This window comes from Nostoc foliaceum FACHB-393 (genome assembly GCF_014698505.1).
Classification (GTDB): domain Bacteria; phylum Cyanobacteriota; class Cyanobacteriia; order Cyanobacteriales; family Nostocaceae; genus Nostoc; species Nostoc foliaceum_A.
Map to the genome: position 1 here is coordinate 50,440 of NZ_JACJTD010000034.1, position 16,556 is coordinate 66,995.

13 protein-coding genes are annotated in these 16,556 nt (G+C 43.0%); 6 read left to right on the forward strand and 7 right to left on the reverse strand.

What is annotated here, in order from left to right:
• Window positions 1-3: 3 nt before the first annotated feature.
• The 3 genes from H6G92_RS24250 (at window position 4) to H6G92_RS24260 (ending at window position 5,886) form a co-directional block, all read left to right on the forward strand.
• Window positions 4-1,641 carry an ABC transporter permease gene (locus H6G92_RS24250; protein WP_190896556.1) on the forward strand — a complete coding sequence of 546 codons (1,638 nt, stop codon included), beginning with the start codon at window positions 4-6 and terminating at the stop codon, window positions 1,639-1,641.
• A 60-nt stretch (window positions 1,642-1,701) separates the two neighbouring features.
• Window positions 1,702-2,742, forward strand: coding sequence for an ABC transporter ATP-binding protein (locus H6G92_RS24255; protein WP_190896558.1), 1,041 nt, complete (start codon window positions 1,702-1,704; stop codon window positions 2,740-2,742).
• 510 nt (window positions 2,743-3,252) lie between these two features.
• Complete coding sequence (locus tag H6G92_RS24260; protein WP_190896560.1) at window positions 3,253-5,886, forward strand: sensor histidine kinase; 2,634 nt, start codon at window positions 3,253-3,255, stop codon at window positions 5,884-5,886.
• 106 nt (window positions 5,887-5,992) lie between these two features.
• Here the strand turns inward: H6G92_RS24260 and H6G92_RS24265 are convergent, their stop codons facing one another.
• Window positions 5,993-6,421: a hypothetical protein gene (locus tag H6G92_RS24265; protein ID WP_190896562.1), complete on the reverse strand. Its 429-nt coding sequence runs from the start codon at window positions 6,419-6,421 to the stop codon at window positions 5,993-5,995.
• A gap of 72 nt (window positions 6,422-6,493) precedes the next feature.
• The gene (locus tag H6G92_RS24270) at window positions 6,494-6,742 is read right to left on the reverse strand and encodes a hypothetical protein (protein WP_190896564.1); all 249 of its coding nucleotides are present in this window, start codon (window positions 6,740-6,742) and stop codon (window positions 6,494-6,496) included.
• Window positions 6,743-7,117: 375 nt separating this feature from the next.
• Here H6G92_RS24270 and H6G92_RS24275 point away from each other — a divergent pair, with 375 nt between their 5' ends.
• From H6G92_RS24275 to H6G92_RS24285, 3 genes are all read left to right on the forward strand, one after another.
• On the forward strand, window positions 7,118-7,471 hold the full coding sequence (locus tag H6G92_RS24275) for a hypothetical protein (RefSeq protein WP_190896566.1): 354 nt from the start codon (window positions 7,118-7,120) through the stop codon (window positions 7,469-7,471).
• Window positions 7,472-8,028: 557 nt separating this feature from the next.
• Window positions 8,029-9,381: a histidine phosphatase family protein gene (locus H6G92_RS24280; RefSeq protein ID WP_190896568.1), complete on the forward strand. Its 1,353-nt coding sequence runs from the start codon at window positions 8,029-8,031 to the stop codon at window positions 9,379-9,381.
• 134 nt (window positions 9,382-9,515) lie between these two features.
• Window positions 9,516-10,859 (forward strand): dihydroorotase, encoded by a 1,344-nt coding sequence (locus H6G92_RS24285; protein ID WP_190896570.1) that lies wholly within the window; start codon window positions 9,516-9,518, stop codon window positions 10,857-10,859.
• Window positions 10,860-10,969: 110 nt separating this feature from the next.
• Here H6G92_RS24285 and H6G92_RS24290 read toward each other — a convergent pair whose 3' ends face one another.
• The 5 genes from H6G92_RS24290 to H6G92_RS24310 form a co-directional block, all read right to left on the reverse strand.
• The gene (locus H6G92_RS24290; protein ID WP_190896572.1) at window positions 10,970-11,425 is read right to left on the reverse strand and encodes an ArsI/CadI family heavy metal resistance metalloenzyme; all 456 of its coding nucleotides are present in this window, start codon (window positions 11,423-11,425) and stop codon (window positions 10,970-10,972) included.
• A gap of 191 nt (window positions 11,426-11,616) precedes the next feature.
• A complete protein-coding gene (gene arsB / locus H6G92_RS24295; protein ID WP_190896574.1) occupies window positions 11,617-12,759 on the reverse strand; it encodes an ACR3 family arsenite efflux transporter in 1,143 nt (380 codons plus the stop codon).
• A gap of 58 nt (window positions 12,760-12,817) precedes the next feature.
• Entirely contained in the window at window positions 12,818-14,080 is a 1,263-nt protein-coding gene (gene arsJ, locus H6G92_RS24300) for an organoarsenical effux MFS transporter ArsJ (protein ID WP_190896576.1), read from the reverse strand.
• Window positions 14,081-14,162: 82 nt separating this feature from the next.
• Window positions 14,163-15,182 carry an ArsJ-associated glyceraldehyde-3-phosphate dehydrogenase gene (locus H6G92_RS24305; protein ID WP_190896578.1) on the reverse strand — a complete coding sequence of 340 codons (1,020 nt, stop codon included), beginning with the start codon at window positions 15,180-15,182 and terminating at the stop codon, window positions 14,163-14,165.
• Between the two features lie 264 nt (window positions 15,183-15,446).
• Window positions 15,447-16,505 carry a PstS family phosphate ABC transporter substrate-binding protein gene (locus tag H6G92_RS24310; RefSeq protein WP_190896580.1) on the reverse strand — a complete coding sequence of 353 codons (1,059 nt, stop codon included), beginning with the start codon at window positions 16,503-16,505 and terminating at the stop codon, window positions 15,447-15,449.
• Window positions 16,506-16,556 lie beyond the last annotated feature (51 nt).

Consider the following 16,556-nt stretch of genomic DNA (forward strand, 5'->3'; position numbering starts at 1 on the left):
CAGTTGAAAGCGGTTCGCCCTCCATTATTTCTCACATTATCGGCAGCGGTAGTGGCAGTTGCCATTGCCCTGCCATTACTATACTTAGTAATTCGCACCGCAGGTATTGGCGGGGAAGAGTTCTGGGAATTGATTTCTCGTCCCCGCAATATTATGGTTTTTTTCAACAGTGCAGCGATGGCGGCAACGGTGACGTTATTTTCCACACTAATTGCCGTACCATTGGCGTTTTTAACTGTGCGGACAGACTTACCAGGAAGACGTTTTTGGTTAGTGGCAACAACATTACCCTTAGCTGTTCCTAGCTATGTAGGCAGTTTTGCGCTGATTGCAACTTTGGCACCACGAGGTAGCTTTTTGCAGCTGTTGCTTCAACCATTAGGAGTAGAAGAATTACCTTCAATTTATGGTTTTCCTGGGACAGTTTTGGCAATCACTTTGTTTACCTATCCCTATATGCTGCTGAGTGTGCGTTCTGGATTGCAAGGTATTGATCCATCTCTAGAAGAAGCATCTCGTAGTTTGGGCTATGGTAGTAGAGAAACCTTTTTTAAGGTAGTTTTGCCACAGTTGAAACCATCACTGATTGCAGGTGGATTATTAGTAGCTTTGTATGCTTTGCGCGACTTTGGTACACCTTCGCTGATGCGCTTTGATGCCTTTACACGGGCAATTTTTTTACAATATAAAACTAGCTTTAATCGGAACTCAGCCGCAGCCTTATCTTTGATGTTGGTGACATTAGTACTGCTGATTTTGTGGTTAGAATATCGAATGCGATCGCGTGCAGCTTATTATAGTCGTGGTTCCGCTTCTCTACGTCCACCAAAAATTGTCAAATTGGGAATTTGGAAATGGCCAGCTTTCGGCTTTTGTCTGCTAATCACTAGCTTTGGTGTAGTTTTACCAGTAGGTATCACCCTATTTTGGCTGATTCGCGGACTTAACGGTGGCTATACTTTCCCCAATTTATTCCCCACCATTCTCAACTCCATTGGCGCGGCTGGATTAGCGGCTTTAGCTACCACCATCTTTGCTTTACCAGTAGCAATTTTAGCAGTCAGATTTCCAAGTAAAATCACCGCCATAATTGAACGCTGTTCTTATATAGGTTTTGGAGTTCCGGGAATAGTTGTTGCCTTATCTTTGGTATTTTTTGGTGCCAACTATTTGCCAGCACTGTACCAAACTCTGCCGATGCTGATATTTGCATATTTAGTTTTATTTTTACCGCAATCAGTGGGAACAGTCCGCAGTTCGCTTTTGCAAGTCAATCCCCAGCTAGAAGAATCAGCCCGTAGTTTAGGTAGGAATGCTTGGCAAACTTTAAGAGAAGTTACCCTACCTCTGGTACAACCAGGTGTGTTGAGTGGTGCGGTGCTGGTATTTCTCACAGCGATTAAAGAACTACCCGCCACAATGCTGTTAGCGCCTATTGGCTTTAGTACTTTAGCAATGCAAATTTGGCAAGCTACAGAAAATGTAGATTTTGCCGATGCGGCGGCGGCTTCATTAGCTATGCTACTAGTTTCTATGGGTTCAACTTTATTGGTGCTATCTCAAGAGAACGTCAAAAAAGAGCAAGTCTTGAAGGAGGTAGGAGGCAGGGGACAGGGGGCAGAAGGAGTAAATCACTTATAGAATTCGACCCCTTAATTTGAAGCTTTTCAAGTAATTGAACTATACTACTTCTCACTCCCTATGCAACAAGTAATTTTAGATTTACAAAATGTCACCAAGCGGTTTGCAGAAAGTGCCTTCCCTGCTGTAGATAACGTATCTTTGACGTTGCAGCAAGGAGATATATTAGGATTGCTTGGCCCATCTGGTTGTGGTAAAACTACCCTGTTGCGAATGATTGCTGGTTTTGAGCGATCGCAAGCAGGAGAAATTAAAATTGGTGGGCAGATAGTTTGCGATAATTCTACTTGCATCCCAGCTGAACAGCGCGACATCGGTGTTGTTTTTCAAGATTATGCCCTGTTTCCCCATTTAAATGTGGCAGAAAATGTGGCTTTTGGGTTGAAACATTTCAGTAAACAGCAAATACAAAAACGGATAGCCGAAGTCATTACTTTGGTGAGACTCGAAGGCTTAGAAAAACGTTACCCTTACGAACTCTCAGGTGGACAGCAGCAGAGGGTTGCACTCGCCCGCGCTTTAGCACCCCAACCCCAACTCATGCTTTTAGATGAACCCTTAAGCAATCTTGATATTCAAGTTAGATTGCGTTTGCGAGAAGAAATACGCGACATCCTCAAAGCAGCGGGTACTTCAGCAATTTTTGTTACCCACGACCAAGAAGAAGCATTAGCTATTTCAGATATAGTGGGTGTCATGCACCAAGGACATTTAGAGCAACTAGGCACACCAGAAGAAATTTATACTCATCCAGCATCAAGATTCGTTGCCGAATTTGTCACTCAAGCTAACTTCCTTCCCGCCTATCGCCAAGGTAATTTATGGAAAACAGAAATTGGTAGTTTTGAGTTAACAGCAAACCACATCGATGATAGTGGTGAAATCATGATCCGCCAAGAAGACTTTATATTAAAGCCAGCCACAGATGCGCCCGTAGTCGTCCGCACCCGACGATTTTTAGGACGTGAGTACCAATATTGTTTACAAACTCCATCTGGTAAAGAACTCCATGCGCGGACACTGAAAGATATAGCGTTACCTGTGGGTACGAGAGTAGAGTTATCTATAGCCAGTGATACTATAAAGTTTTTTCCGCAGTAGATTTTGCTGTTAAATCGCAGATTGTACGCGCCACAAAAGAGCGTAGATGCCATTATTTTAGAGTAGGGGCACGGCAGTGCCGTGCCCCTACACCTGGCGATATAATGTTGTACCGCATCTGAGTGGGAACCGCTATACATATCTGCAATGACTGTAGCTAATTGTCAAAAGATGATGTGTGATTACCTATTTGGAGTTTAGTAATTGCACGAAATCCACCGCTATAGTAGCGACTTGATCACAGTCGCTACTATAGCAGTTCTCGAATTGCGAATTGGTTTAATTACCGCTCTCATCTAAGTACTCAATACTTAGTACTTAGTCGCTTTAAAGATCGCAATATTTGACTGTTAAAATCTACAGGTGCAGCTAACTAAACGTTTTGTTGTTTTGCTAGAAGTGGTATATTGGCACTTGACCCGGCCGAGTACAAACTATGCATAAGCCCACAGGACAGGAAACTCGAAGTATTGTACTCAGTACTACAGGACAGGAAGGGGAAGTGGGCAGATGAACAAAAATCTTGAGCAAAGTGGTGTTTTTTCCCTGTTTAAAGGCGTACCCCTGCGTCGCATTCTGGTAGCGTTGTTTCTGCTGCAAATCTTGCTAGCTGTAGGATTAACTACATACTTATCAATCAGCAATGGGCAAAAAGCAGTCAATGAGGTAGCCAGCGAATTACGTCATGAAGTCGCCAATCGGGTTGAGCAGAATTTACAGGCTTATCTCTCAACCCCGCGCCAAGTACTACGCAGTAATCAAAATGTGATTGACATCGGGTTGCTGAAGATGGAAAATCTGGCAACCTGGGAGTCATACTTAATAAAACAGTTAGAGATTTTTCCTGATGCAATTGCCTTAACGGCAAGTAATGAACAGCAAGAACACCTAGCGGTGGAAAAGCTCAACGATCGCCAATTTTTGCTCAGAAAAGCCGACAAGTCAACTGGGTACGACCTCTACACTTACAAAATTGATCGTCAAGGTCAACGTACCCAACTACCAGAGGTGATTAAAAACTATGATGCGCGATCGCGTCCTGATTATCAAGCAGCAGTTACCGCCAAAAAATTCAGCTTTAATCAGATATTTACACCCCTCACTGAACCAACACTTCTAATTAGTGCATCTCAACCTATATATAACCCCCAAGGTCAGTTACTCGGAGTCAACAGCACTCTAACTTACATATCACAAATTGGGGATTTGCTGCAAAATATTAAAGTTGGCAAGTCTGGGCAAATTTTTATTATCGAGCGATCGGGGCTATTAGTAGCAAGTTCTACAACAGAAGAACCATTCCGTTTACAAAATGGTAAACCCATTAGGTTAGCAGCTTCCCAAAGCAGGAATTCTTTTACTCAAGCAACCGCTAAATATTTAGAAACTAAATTTAGTAACTTAGACCAAATTAACAGTTTACAGCAACTAAATTTCTCCTTTGACGGCAAACGGCAATTTTTAGAAGTTAGACCGTTACAGGGCAAACCAAATATCAATTGGTTGATAATAGTGGCTGTCCCAGAAGCAGATTTTATGGGACAAATTGATCGCAATACTCAAACCACAATTTTTCTTTGTCTGGGAGTATTGGGATTAGCTATTTTATTGGGAATTATCACCGCCCGTTGGATAACTCAGCCTATTCTATACTTCAGCACGGCAACAAAAGATTTAGCCAATTTTCCCAATGGCGAAGACTCAGTGGTGATAGTACAAGGTATTAAAGAACTAGAGATGCTGGGTGGATCTTTCAACGAGATGATGCAGCAATTACGCAAAACCTTTACTGCACAGACTACCAAAAATGAAGAGTTAGAATTGCAACTTCAGCAGCGAACTCAAGAATTACAGCAAGAGATTCAAAAAGGTAGTAACAGCGAGCAAAAACTGTGCCAGCATAATCGAGTACTAGCAGAACTGGCAAATCACAGATCAATTTCAGAAGGAAATCTGGAAACAGCATTCAAAATCATCACCGAGAAAGCAGCGAATGCTTTAGAAATAGAACGAGTCAGTGTGTGGTTATTCAATGGCGAACGCACCAAACTACAATGTATAAGTCTCTACGAACGTAGTAATCAGAGACATTCGGCGGGTTTAGAACGCAACCTTGCAGATTATTTAATCTACTTTAAAGCTTTAGCATCTGCCCGTACCATCATTGTCACCGATACTCGCACCGATCCACGGGTACAAGAATTAAGGGATGAATTACTAGAACCAAATAACATCCTATCTCTAATTAATACTTCCATTTGGGTTGGGGGTGAAGTTGTAGGAACGGTATTGTATGAGCAAGTTGGTATTCCCCGGACATGGGAATTGAGTGAGCAAAACTTCGTTAGTTCAATAACTGAATTTGCCGCCCTAACTTTAGAAGTATGCGATCGCAAACGGGCAGAATCTGCTCTGCGTGAGGCTAAAGAAGCTGCCGAAGTGGCAAATCGTGCCAAAAGCACCTTTTTGAGAAACATCAACCATGAACTGAGGAATCCCTTAGGCTCCATTCTTGGAATCACAGAAGCACTCCAAGAAGGAGTGTACGGCCCTGTAACTGAACAACAGCGCCAGTTCTTAAATACCCTCGAATCCAGCGGTAAGAATTTACTAGAATTGATTAATCAAATTCTTGAGCTTACCGACATTGAATCCAAAAAGATAAAACTGCAACTAGCTCCCATTTCGATCCAAGGATTGTGTGACTCTAGTCTAAGTTTTGTCAAACATTTAGCGTTTCAGAAAAATATCCAACTGAGTCTACAAATACCTGAAGAACTCGAACCCATCCAAGTTGATGAGCGTCGTATTCGCCAAGTATTTATTAACCTATTAACTAACGCGATCAAGTTTACTCACGACGGAGGCAAAGTTTGGATTGAAGTCCAACCAACTTCCACAAATGAATATATCTTTATCAGCGTGGTTGATACAGGTATTGGTATGCTTTCCGATGACCTTTTCCAATTATTTCAACCTTTTGTGCAAGTTGAAAATCCCTCCACCAGTCCTTCCGCAGGCACTGGTTTAGGATTAGTAATAGTGCAAAAAATTGTCGAGTTACACGGTGGTAAAGTCCATGCCGAAAGTCAGCTAGGCAAAGGTAGTCGATTTACAATCAAACTCCCTTGGAAAAAGGTCTAATAATGGCGAGTAGAGAGCATAGTTTACTATTTCCTCGTTCCCATACAGAGTATGGGAATGCATTCATTGAGTCTCTGACTCAATTCTGACTCAATTTACCAACAATTTATTCTGCGATCGCTCCATCCAGTCCACTAAGAGATGCAGTTTTAGTATTCTCACTAGCTGATTCTTTTGGAGTCGCCCTTAAGCGTGTTGCTGTGCTTTTACGAATGCGATCGCTTTTGCGAACAGCACCCGCCATTTCATATTCACGGCTATCTTTGCCGTATTTAAAAGCAACTCCAATGAGCATTTTCTCAGTTAGGTCACTTAAACTTTTGTCCAATTCATTCATTTCAGTTCTAGAAGAGTCAATCACGGCTAGAGCAGTATTATAAGCATCTATCTTGGTACGGTATTGCTGAATTAGTTGTGCCATGCTTTCCAAGTTGCGCCCATCCCCAAAATCCATAGTAGGATCAATGGCTTTAAGTCCCGCCGTTCTTAATTCAGCTTTTTCTAAAACGCGATATGTACGTTTTTGACTAGGCATAAATGTATCCCTTTCATTCTGCTTTAGAGCCAGTTTGCCTTATTAAAGCTGGATTTTAGCTCAGTGAAGTCCTCATAAATTAGTATCCGAAGTGATGTAAATATCAGTAATTGTCGCAAAAATAATGATTTTGTTGATGAACAGGATGATTTTGTTGATGAACAGAATGATTTTGTTGATGAACAGAATAATTTTGTTGATGAACAGGATGATTTCGTTGATGAACAGAATGATTTTGTTGATGAACAGGATAATTTTGTTGATGAAAATTGCCATTTTATACTTGCCTCGTTCCCAGTGTCCAACTGGGAATGCGATCAACTTGGCTCTGCCTCCCGTCAAAGCAGGATACAGAGTTTACGTGAGGTACACCCACACCCGTAGGGGCACGGCATTGCCGTGCCCCTACACTTCGTGATGTAATGTTGTACTATAAAATTGGCTATAATCGCATTTTTCAGTTGCAAAAGAAAACTGCTGTAAGTGCGATCGCTTAGAAACTAAACCAGATAATTCTACAGTCTAAAGTGATACAAAAGTTATAACTTGGCAATGTCTAAAACAGTACGAATCATTGACGAGCCAAGTATATACACAATACAATTATTGTAGTAGAACCTCACGATAGAGTTAATTCAAATCATTTTCCCAGAGAATAATAAACAAGCAATATTAAAGATAATTTGGACAAAAAAAATGAACGCCAAAATTATTGCTTTCTTGGGGATTACGGCAGCCTTTGCAAACTTAGGAAGCCAAGTCTACGCACAGTTACCAGCATCAAGCTCAAATCCAGGGCAATACAGATTAACTGGTGATTCTTTAGTTGGAATTGATCATAGAACAGCCCAAGATGACTTTAGAAGCTTTTTTGAGCAAACTAATCCAGCAAGCATTTCCAACAATAATAGAAGAAACAATAAAACTCCAGTCAGAATACAGTTTAACGAATCATTATCACAGCCCGACACTTCTGTTTTCTTAACACCGGCTCAGTCTGGAAGTGACAATGATGGATTGCAAGTACAGTTGGATCTGGGGAGAGAATAATCAGGTATAAAGTTCTCGTTTACGCGAGGTACACCCATAGAGGCACGGCAGTGCCCATTGGTGTCAACTTAACGTGAAAACCTTGTCAAAAACTGATATTCAGTTCTCTAGCTTCTTATCACGATCTGCGTTACCCCACCCTAACCCTCCCCTTATAAAGGGGAGGGAACGAGATTTGTTTTTTCCCCCCTTTCCAAGGGGGGATTAAGGGGGGTAAAACGCTTGTAGAATAAGCAGCATTTGAGCTTAAGTTGACACCAATGGGCACTGCCGTGCCCCTACACCTCTTAGAATAATTCGTAATTCGTAATTTGTAATTCGTAATTACGCTCGTTCGGTCTTGGCGTGCCGTAGGCAAGACTCGCTACCGCTGCGCTAACGTAATTCGTAATTAAGAGGGTACAGAGCAAGTTAATACAACGGCGGTTTTTGCTGCTTATCCTACGTCCCCTACGATCAAAAAGTTTCGCATCTTACTAAATCTGCCTTCCTGAGTCGCTAATTGTGCAATCATTTTGCAGTAGAATTAATCGTCTAGATAAGAGGAGGGCTTTGAGATGACTCGTGTCATCATTGTGCGCCACGGTCAAAGCGGTTATAACACCGAGCGGCGTATTCAGGGACGCACTGATGCGTCAACATTAACCGAGAAAGGTCATAACGATGCCAGTAAAGTTGGCAAAGCCCTCAGCAATATCTTATTTAATGCTATTTACAGCAGTCCTCTGCAACGAGCAAAACACACAGCAGATATTATTCATAGTGAGTTAGCTACTAATCCTGAACAATCTGCTGTAATCCAAGTTTCTGATTTGCTGCTAGAAATCGACTTACCCTTATGGGAAGCACTACTGACTGCGGAAGTTAAGCAGAAATTTGCCGAAGACTACCGCACTTGGCATCAACGCCCCGACGAACTGCGGATGCTGCTAAATGATGCACAAGGGACAAGAGAACATTTTCCAGTTCTTGCTTTATACGAACAAGCACGGCAGTTTTGGCAAGAAACTTTGTCTCACCATCAAGGCGAAACTATTCTCATAGTGGGACATAACGGAATTAATCGCGCCCTCATTAGCACAGCCTTGGGAATTCCTCCAAGTCGCTATCATTCAATACAGCAATCTAACTGTGGCATCACCGTACTAAACTTTGCTGGGGGATTGGGCGAACCAGTCCAACTAGAATCCTTAAATCAGACGCAACACACTGGGGAAAGTCTACCCTCATTGCGACCCGATCATCAAGGAATAAGGTTGTTACTAGTGCGTCACGGCGAAACTGAATGGAATCGCCAAACTAGGTTTCAAGGGCAAATTGATGTCCCCCTCAACGACAACGGTAGACAACAGTCGCAAAAAGCAGGCGAATTTCTCCAAGAAGTAGCGATTGATTTTGCTGTTAGTAGCCCAATGCTGCGCCCTAAAGAAACAGCAGAGATTATCTTAAAACAACATCCTAATGTAAAGTTAGACTTGCAAGATGGTCTAAGAGAAATCAGCCACGGACTCTGGGAAGGAAAATTAGAAACTGAAATAGAGCAAGAATTTCCCGGAGAGTTGCAGCGCTGGCGGTTAGTACCAGCCGAAGTGCAAATGCCTGAAGGCGAAAATTTGCAAGAGGTGTGGGAACGCAGCGTTGCAGCTTGGCAATCAATTGTACAAACCGCATCAACTAATCAATTCAAAACCGTATTAGTAGTAGCTCACGACGCAACTAATAAAACCTTACTTTGTCACATTCTCGGTTTATCGCTAGAAAATTTCTGGAATTTCCGTCAGGGTAATGGCGCAGTCAGCGTTATCGACTACCCTTCTGGAATAGATGGTTTACCAGTATTGCAAGCGATGAACATTACCGCTCATTTTGGTGGAGGCGTACTAGATAAAACAGCAGCAGGGGCATTGTAAAAAAATTAAAAGTTATGAGTTAGGAGTGAAAAATTATGAGTGATGAATAAAGTTAGAAGTGATGGGCGAGAAACAAATAACTTCTAACTCCTAACTCATAACTCCTAACCCCTAACTTATAACTAAAAAGCTTTATGACTGAACTGCTGCAAAAAGTACGGGTGATTGACCCAGTTTCGGAAATTGATGAACTCTTTGATGTGCTGATTGCTGATGGTTATATCCAAACAGTGGCTTCGCACATTGCTGATATCAGTCCCGATACTCAAATCAGAGATTGTCAGGGATTAGTTCTTGGCCCTGGGTTAGTGGATTTGTACAGCCACTCCGGTGAACCAGGATTTGAAGAACGGGAAACCCTCTTGTCTTTCTTACAAGCTGCTGCTGCTGGCGGCTTTACCAGAGCTAGTATTTTACCCGATACATCCCCAGTTATTGATAACCCTGCGCTTGTAGCACAGTTGCAGCAGAGGAGAGAGGGACATGGGGGACATGGGGGACAAGGGGGACATGGGGGACAAGGGGGACATGGGGGACATGGGGGACATGGGGGGAATTTTTCTCTCTTGTCTTCTCCTCTTCCTCTACTTTATATTTGGGGTGCTATCACCCTAGATATTGCTGGGAAGCAAATGACGGAATTGGCAGATTTGGCATCTGCTGGAGTTGTTGGTTTTAGCGATGGTGAGCCACTGGAGAATTTGGCGCTGGTGGGGCGAGTGTTAGAGTATGTCCAGCCGTTGGGTAAACCAGTAGCATTTTGGCCTAGCGATCGCCAATTAACAGCAAATGGTGTAATGAGAGAAGGGGCAGATGCTCTGCGTTTTGGTTTACCCCCAATACCCGCCAGTGCAGAAACTAGTGCGATCGCAGCTCTGTTAGAATTGGTTGCAGCTATCGGTACACCAGTCCACATTATGCGCGTCTCCACATCTCGCAGCGTGGAACTAATCGCTTCAGCCAAAGCTGCTGGTTTACCCATCACCGCCAGCACCACCTGGATGCACCTTTTACTTGATACAAAAGCAGTTAAGAGTTATAACACTAGCTTGCATTTAGACCCGCCTTTAGGAAAACCCAGTGATGTGGCGGCGTTGCGTGCAGGAGTGCGTGCGGGTGTGATAGATGCGATCGCGATTGATCACACACCCTACAGCTACGAAGAAAAAGTCCAAGCCTTTGCCGAAGCACCAGCCGGGGCAATTGGTTTAGAGTTAGCATTACCTTTGCTGTGGCAATATCTCGTTGAAACTGAGGAATTTACAGCTTTAGAATTATGGCGGGCATTGAGTACTAGTCCAGCAGCATGTTTGGGGCAAAAACTCAGTGCGATCGTACCTCATCAACCAGCAGAACTTACTTTATTTGATCCCCAGCAAACCTGGAAAGTTGAACGAAAAAGTCTTTACACACTTTCCCAAAATACACCTTGGTTAGGACAACAGTTGAAGGGTCAGGTTGTGCAAACTTGGCGTTGAAAAATGTAAAACAATCATCACTTTTTTTATAATTCCTCCTCCTCTGTTTGTTCTATCTAAGTCACCAGAGGCGGCTTTTGCCTCTGGTAATACTTTGCAGTAGGTTTACTCTAAGAACAACACGGCTTATTAACAGTCTTAACTACCCCAGCCGAATTAACTGTAGTCACCAAATTCTTTTCTGGCGCTGTATCTTCCACCTTCACCACAAAAACTTCCCAACGGTTACCATCTGGATCTGTTACCCAAACTTTATCTTGCAAAGCATAGCAACAATCAGTGTTGCCCTCGGTAAACAATGCTAGTCCTGCCTCCGTAAACCTTTGGATAGCAGATTCTACTTCTTGTGTACTTTCAACTTGTACACCTAAATGAGACAATGCACCACCAGCCTGGACACTAGGAGCCAGATTTAATGTCAAATTTAACGCTGGGCTAGGAATATCAAACTTAGCGTAGTCATCTTTATACTTCACAGGTTCCACGCCAAACATTGCCCGATAAAATGTCACAGATTTTTCAATGTCAGTAACATTCAAAGCTATATGAGTCTTCAGCAGTGCCATAATTTTGCTCCTTGTATAGCGTTCTCGTTTACGTGAGGTATACACCCGTAGGGGCACGGCACTGCCGTGCCCTTACACCTCGTGATGTAATGTTGTACCGCATCTGAATGGGAACCGCTATAAGATTATTAAATATTATTCCTAATCCCTAATTACGAATTACGTTAGCGCAGCGGTAGCGTCATTACAAATTAGCAATTACAACGTGGATCTCGCAATGTTGCCTTTTCCGGTTCTCGTGGGAACCAGGCGGCGGTTCGCTTACAAACCTCAACCAGCATCAACATTACTGGGACTTCGATTAAAACGCCTACCACTGTAGCAAGTGCAGCACCAGAATTTAAGCCAAACAGCATTACGGCTGTAGCGATCGCAACTTCAAAGTGATTGCTAGCTCCAATTAATGCTGCGGGTGCGGCATCCTCATAAGATATATTCAGCTTTAAGGCTGCCACATAACTAATCAAGAAAATAAAATTAGTTTGGATGAATAGTGGCACGGCAATTAACAAGATGTGCAAGGGATTGCTAACAATCAATTCACCCTTAAACGCAAACAGCAAAATCAAAGTAATCAGCAGAGCGGTAATAGCAATTGGACTGAGATACTTGATAAATCTCCGTTCAAACCAGTCTTTACCTTTGTATTTGAAAATCCAATAACGGCTATACATTCCTGCCACTAATGGCAAGCCGACATAAATCAGTACTGACAAAACAATTGTTTGCCACGGCACTATTAAATCATTGGCTGCCAGTAACCACCTGCCTAAAGGTGCATACAAAAACAGCATCGTCAGAGAATTAACTGCCACCATCACCAAAGTGTGTCCCTGATTGCCATAGGAAAGATAACCCCACAGCAACACCATTGCAGTACAAGGAGCAATTCCCAGTAAAATCGTACCAGCAATGTAAGAATTAGCGATCGCTACTTCGTCACCACGAATTAATTCTGTGCCCGCAATTAACGGACGGAACAACCAACCTAAGAAAAACTGGGCAAATACCACCATAGTGAATGGTTTAATCAACCAATTCACCACCAAAGTCAGAATAACTGGTTTTGGGGCACGGATAGCATTTGCAGCTTGAGTAAAATCTATTTTTACCATGATGGGATACATCATGAAAAACAGACATACTGCAATGGGAATTGACACTTGATAGATACTCAACGCATCCAGCGTCACCGCCACCTGTGGAAATAATCTTCCTAGAGCAATTCCCGCCAAGATGCACAGAAACACCCAAACGGTGAGGTATCTTTCAAAAAAACTGAGATTACTCCCTGCTTGTGCTGGGGCTGTATTCACTTGCGGATTCCTACTCATGGATTTAAGCCTGAAATTAAAAGCTAATTATTGGAGACAAGGAAGAATAACCAATGCCCTAATCTCCATCTCCAGCTTTCCAAGGAACTGCTTTGCTCGGTTCGGGATCGGGTAGCTTCAAAGAAATCAGTGCTGCTGCTAGTACAAAGAACATGGATGTCCACAGACAGCCAATCAAACCGAAAAACTGATATACCAAACCTGACAAAACAGTGCCAGCTAATCGACCACCAGAGTTTGCCATGTAATAAAAACCAACATTCAGTGCTACCTTGTCATCATCAGTAAAAGCCAACACTAGATAAGAGTGAACTGCTGAGTTGAAAGCAAACACTACACCAAAGATCAGGAGTCCGCCAACGATCGCAATATTTGCAGGTATATTTATTTGGAGAGCAAGAGCGATCGCAGCTGGAACTACTGTTAAAGTAAATGTCCAAAACTGGATGGTCTTTGATTCCGGTGGACGGCCAGAACCAAATCGTTGAATCAGTGTTGGCGCTAAGAATTGAACAAGTCCGTAGCCAATTACCCAACAAGCTAAAAATCCACCAACCTGATAGAACGACCAACCTAAAATCTCCCGTAAGAATACTGGTAATGCCACAACAAACCAGATATCCCTAGAACCAAACAGAAAGAATCGGGCAGCTGAGAGAATGTTAATCTCTTGGCTCTTAGAAAAGAGTTGGCTAAACTTGACTTTCTTCTTAATTTTGCCCATCCCTTTAGGCAACAGTAGCCCAGTGAACATAATCAAGAACAGTCCCCCTGCCATAATCCACAGAGAATTGACGAAGCCAACCGAAGCCAGGAGGGCGCTACCGACAAAGAAGCCAACTCCCTTGAGAGCATTTTTAGAACCCGTTAGAACTGCTACCCACTTAAACAAAGACGACTGCGCATCTTGGGGAACTACCAACCGAATAGCGCTCTTAGAACTCATCTTGGTTAAGTCTTTGGCAATCCCAGAAAATGCCTGTGCCACCATCACATAACCGACTGCAATCCACTGCGCCCAATCTGGATTGAGCCATGAAAGCATCACCATTGAGAAGACCTGTAGCCCGATACCAGTGTAAAGAGTAACTTTTAGCCCTAACTGAGAACCAATCCAACCACCTAAAAAGTTTGTAATAACTCCAAAGACTTCATAGAACAGGAATAAGGAAGCAATTTGTAAAGGGGTATAGCCAATGTTGTTAAAGTAGAGCAACACCAGCATTCGCAAAGCACCATCAGTAATAGTGAAACCCCAATAGGCAAGGGTTACGAGGATATAGTTTTTGAAATTGGCGCTAGAAGCTGTGGTAGAAGCCATGAGGGAAGAGGGAAGAGATTTAAACGCAAAGGAACGCAGAGTAAGCGCAGAGGCACGCAGAGTATTTCTGAATGAGAATCTTTCACGCCTTCAGACTCAGAGCTACTTTACGGGCGAGTTCAACCATCCGGTTGGCATAGCCCCATTCGTTGTCATACCAAGCGAGTATTTTGACTTGCGTCTCGTTTACCACCATTGTGGAAAGGGCATCAATGATGGAAGATCGAGGATCGTCTTTGTAGTCGATAGAAACTAAAGGACGTTCTTCATATCCCAAAATCCCTTTGAGCGGTGCTTGCTCTGAAGCTGCTTTTAGTAAGCTATTAATTTCTTCTACTGTGGTGGGTCGCACAACTTCAAACACGCAGTCTGTCAGAGAAGCATTGAGCAATGGCACCCGTACTGCCAAACCATTGAGTTTGCCGTTGAGTTCGGGATAAATCAACCCGATCGCAGTTGCCGATCCAGTAGTGGTAGGAATCAGAGATAAACTGGTAGCTCTTGCGCGGCGCAGATCCTTGTGAGCGGCATCCACGATAGTCTGAGTATTGGTGTTGTCATGGATTGTGGTAATAATTCCATGTTTAATGCCCAAGCCTTCATGGATCACCTTCACAACTGGAGCCAAACAGTTAGTTGTACAAGAAGCCGCAGTTAACAGATGATGCTTTTCTGGCTCATAAAGTTGGTCATTAACCCCCATGACAATATTCAAGGCTTCTTCCTTCACCGGAGCAGCCACAATTACCTTCTGTACTCCCCGTTTAAAATACGGATCTAGAGTGGCAGGAGTCCTAAATTTACCAGAGCATTCCAGCACGAGATCAACGCCTAACTCTTCCCAAAGGACTTCACCCGGTTGGGAATACTCACTAAAGCTGAGGGGTGTGCCATCAATGAGAATGCGCTCATTGTTTTGTGCTTCTACTTCCGGTGCCCAACGCCCGTGGACAGAATCAAATTTGAGCAAATGAGCAGCTGTTACTGCCCCGCCTTTAATCTCATTAATATGGACAAACTCAAGCTCTGACCAACCCCAAGCAGCCCGCAGAGCTAGCCGTCCAATTCTGCCAAATCCGTTGATGCCAACACGTACTCTCATCAGTTTTCCTAAGTTTATTTAAATCCAGGACTTACGCAAAAACCCTCTACAACTCTTATTACTTGGCGCACTTGGCGTACTTGGCGGTTCGTTTTTTCATGATTTTGCGTAAGTCTTAAAATCAACAAAATCTGAGTTTGTGAATGCATCCTCAATTAATGGGTAGCAGCAAACTGATTCATTAGTGCTTACTACGAACCTATTAAAACTTTTGCGATCAACCGCTATTAGTTTTGTAAAAGTCAGTATTCTTGAGTGAAACTACTACTTCTTTTCTAGCTTCAACAAATCACTAATTTGGAAGTTTATCTGCTCCTTACCTGCAAATACTGTTCCTTCTTTACCAGCTTGAAAGTGTTTTTCTGACAGTTCATAGGCTTCACTAGGTAAAGGCACATACCCAACCGAACTAGTTGTTATTGGAGCGTACTTTAGGTAATAATCTACAAATTCTTTGAGTTCTGGCTGATTTTGTAAAGACTGAGCATTAACATAAATCAACAAAGGTCGAGCTAATGGCTGATATTCAGCTTTTTCAACAGTTTCAGTTGATGGCAATACTGCTCCTTTACCGCTATCAATTGCAAGAGGTTTTAACCGACTTTTGTTGTCTTCGTAATAAGCAAGCCCAAAATAACCCAAGGCATTAGGATCTGTGCCAACTCCACGCACTAGAGCGAGATCATCTTCACTGGAGATGTAGTCAGTGCGGCTGGCTCTCGTTTTACCAACAATAGCTTCTGTAAAGTAATCAAAAGTACCAGACTGACCGCCAGCACCATACAGCTTAATTGGTTGATCCGGCCAAGACGATCGCACTTGGTTCCAACGAGTGATTTTTCCTTGGGCTTCTGGTTCCCAAAGCTTTTTCAATTCGGCTACGGTAATATCTTTTGCCCAGGTATTTTGGGAATTCACCGCAACAGTCAGCGCATCAAAGGCAACGGGAAGCTCGATAAACTTGACACCATTTTTGTTGCAAGCTTCTATCTCTGCTTTCAGGATAGGACGCGAGGCATTGCTGATGTCTGTCTCTTTGTTACAGAATTTCTTAAATCCCGCACTAGTACCGGAAAAGCTTAGGAGAACTTGTCCTTTGTACTGCTGCTTGTTTTGTTGAAACTGGTTAGCGATCGCCTCTGCGATCGGATAGACTGTGCTAGAACCATCAATCTTTATTGCTCTCACTTTTGTCGCATCACTGACTTCTGCAACCTTGGGCGATTGCTGAGTTGGAGTAGATAAATTAGATGTGGCTGTGCAACTAGTCGCAAAAGCCAACACTCCAAATACAAGAGCTAATTTCTTTGCTATTGCGTTCATTGACCTCACCGTTAGGGGTAATTTTGAAAGTATGTTTATATCATTTCAAAA

What these genes read in the sequence shown, in the direction of transcription:
- H6G92_RS24255 (WP_190896558.1), top strand. Translation starts at nt 1,702, where the DNA reads ATGCAACAAGTAATTTTAGATTTACAAAATGTCACCAAGCGGTTTGCA.
- H6G92_RS24265 (WP_190896562.1), bottom strand. Translation starts at nt 6,421, where the DNA reads ATGCCTAGTCAAAAACGTACATATCGCGTTTTAGAAAAAGCTGAATTA.
- H6G92_RS24280 (WP_190896568.1), top strand. Translation starts at nt 8,029, where the DNA reads ATGACTCGTGTCATCATTGTGCGCCACGGTCAAAGCGGTTATAACACC.
- H6G92_RS24310 (WP_190896580.1), bottom strand. Translation starts at nt 16,505, where the DNA reads ATGAACGCAATAGCAAAGAAATTAGCTCTTGTATTTGGAGTGTTGGCT.
- arsJ (WP_190896576.1), bottom strand. Translation starts at nt 14,080, where the DNA reads ATGGCTTCTACCACAGCTTCTAGCGCCAATTTCAAAAACTATATCCTC.
- H6G92_RS24290 (WP_190896572.1), bottom strand. Translation starts at nt 11,425, where the DNA reads ATGGCACTGCTGAAGACTCATATAGCTTTGAATGTTACTGACATTGAA.
- arsB (WP_190896574.1), bottom strand. Translation starts at nt 12,759, where the DNA reads ATGAGTAGGAATCCGCAAGTGAATACAGCCCCAGCACAAGCAGGGAGT.
- H6G92_RS24260 (WP_190896560.1), top strand. Translation starts at nt 3,253, where the DNA reads ATGAACAAAAATCTTGAGCAAAGTGGTGTTTTTTCCCTGTTTAAAGGC.
- H6G92_RS24285 (WP_190896570.1), top strand. Translation starts at nt 9,516, where the DNA reads ATGACTGAACTGCTGCAAAAAGTACGGGTGATTGACCCAGTTTCGGAA.
- H6G92_RS24305 (WP_190896578.1), bottom strand. Translation starts at nt 15,182, where the DNA reads ATGAGAGTACGTGTTGGCATCAACGGATTTGGCAGAATTGGACGGCTA.
- H6G92_RS24275 (WP_190896566.1), top strand. Translation starts at nt 7,118, where the DNA reads ATGAACGCCAAAATTATTGCTTTCTTGGGGATTACGGCAGCCTTTGCA.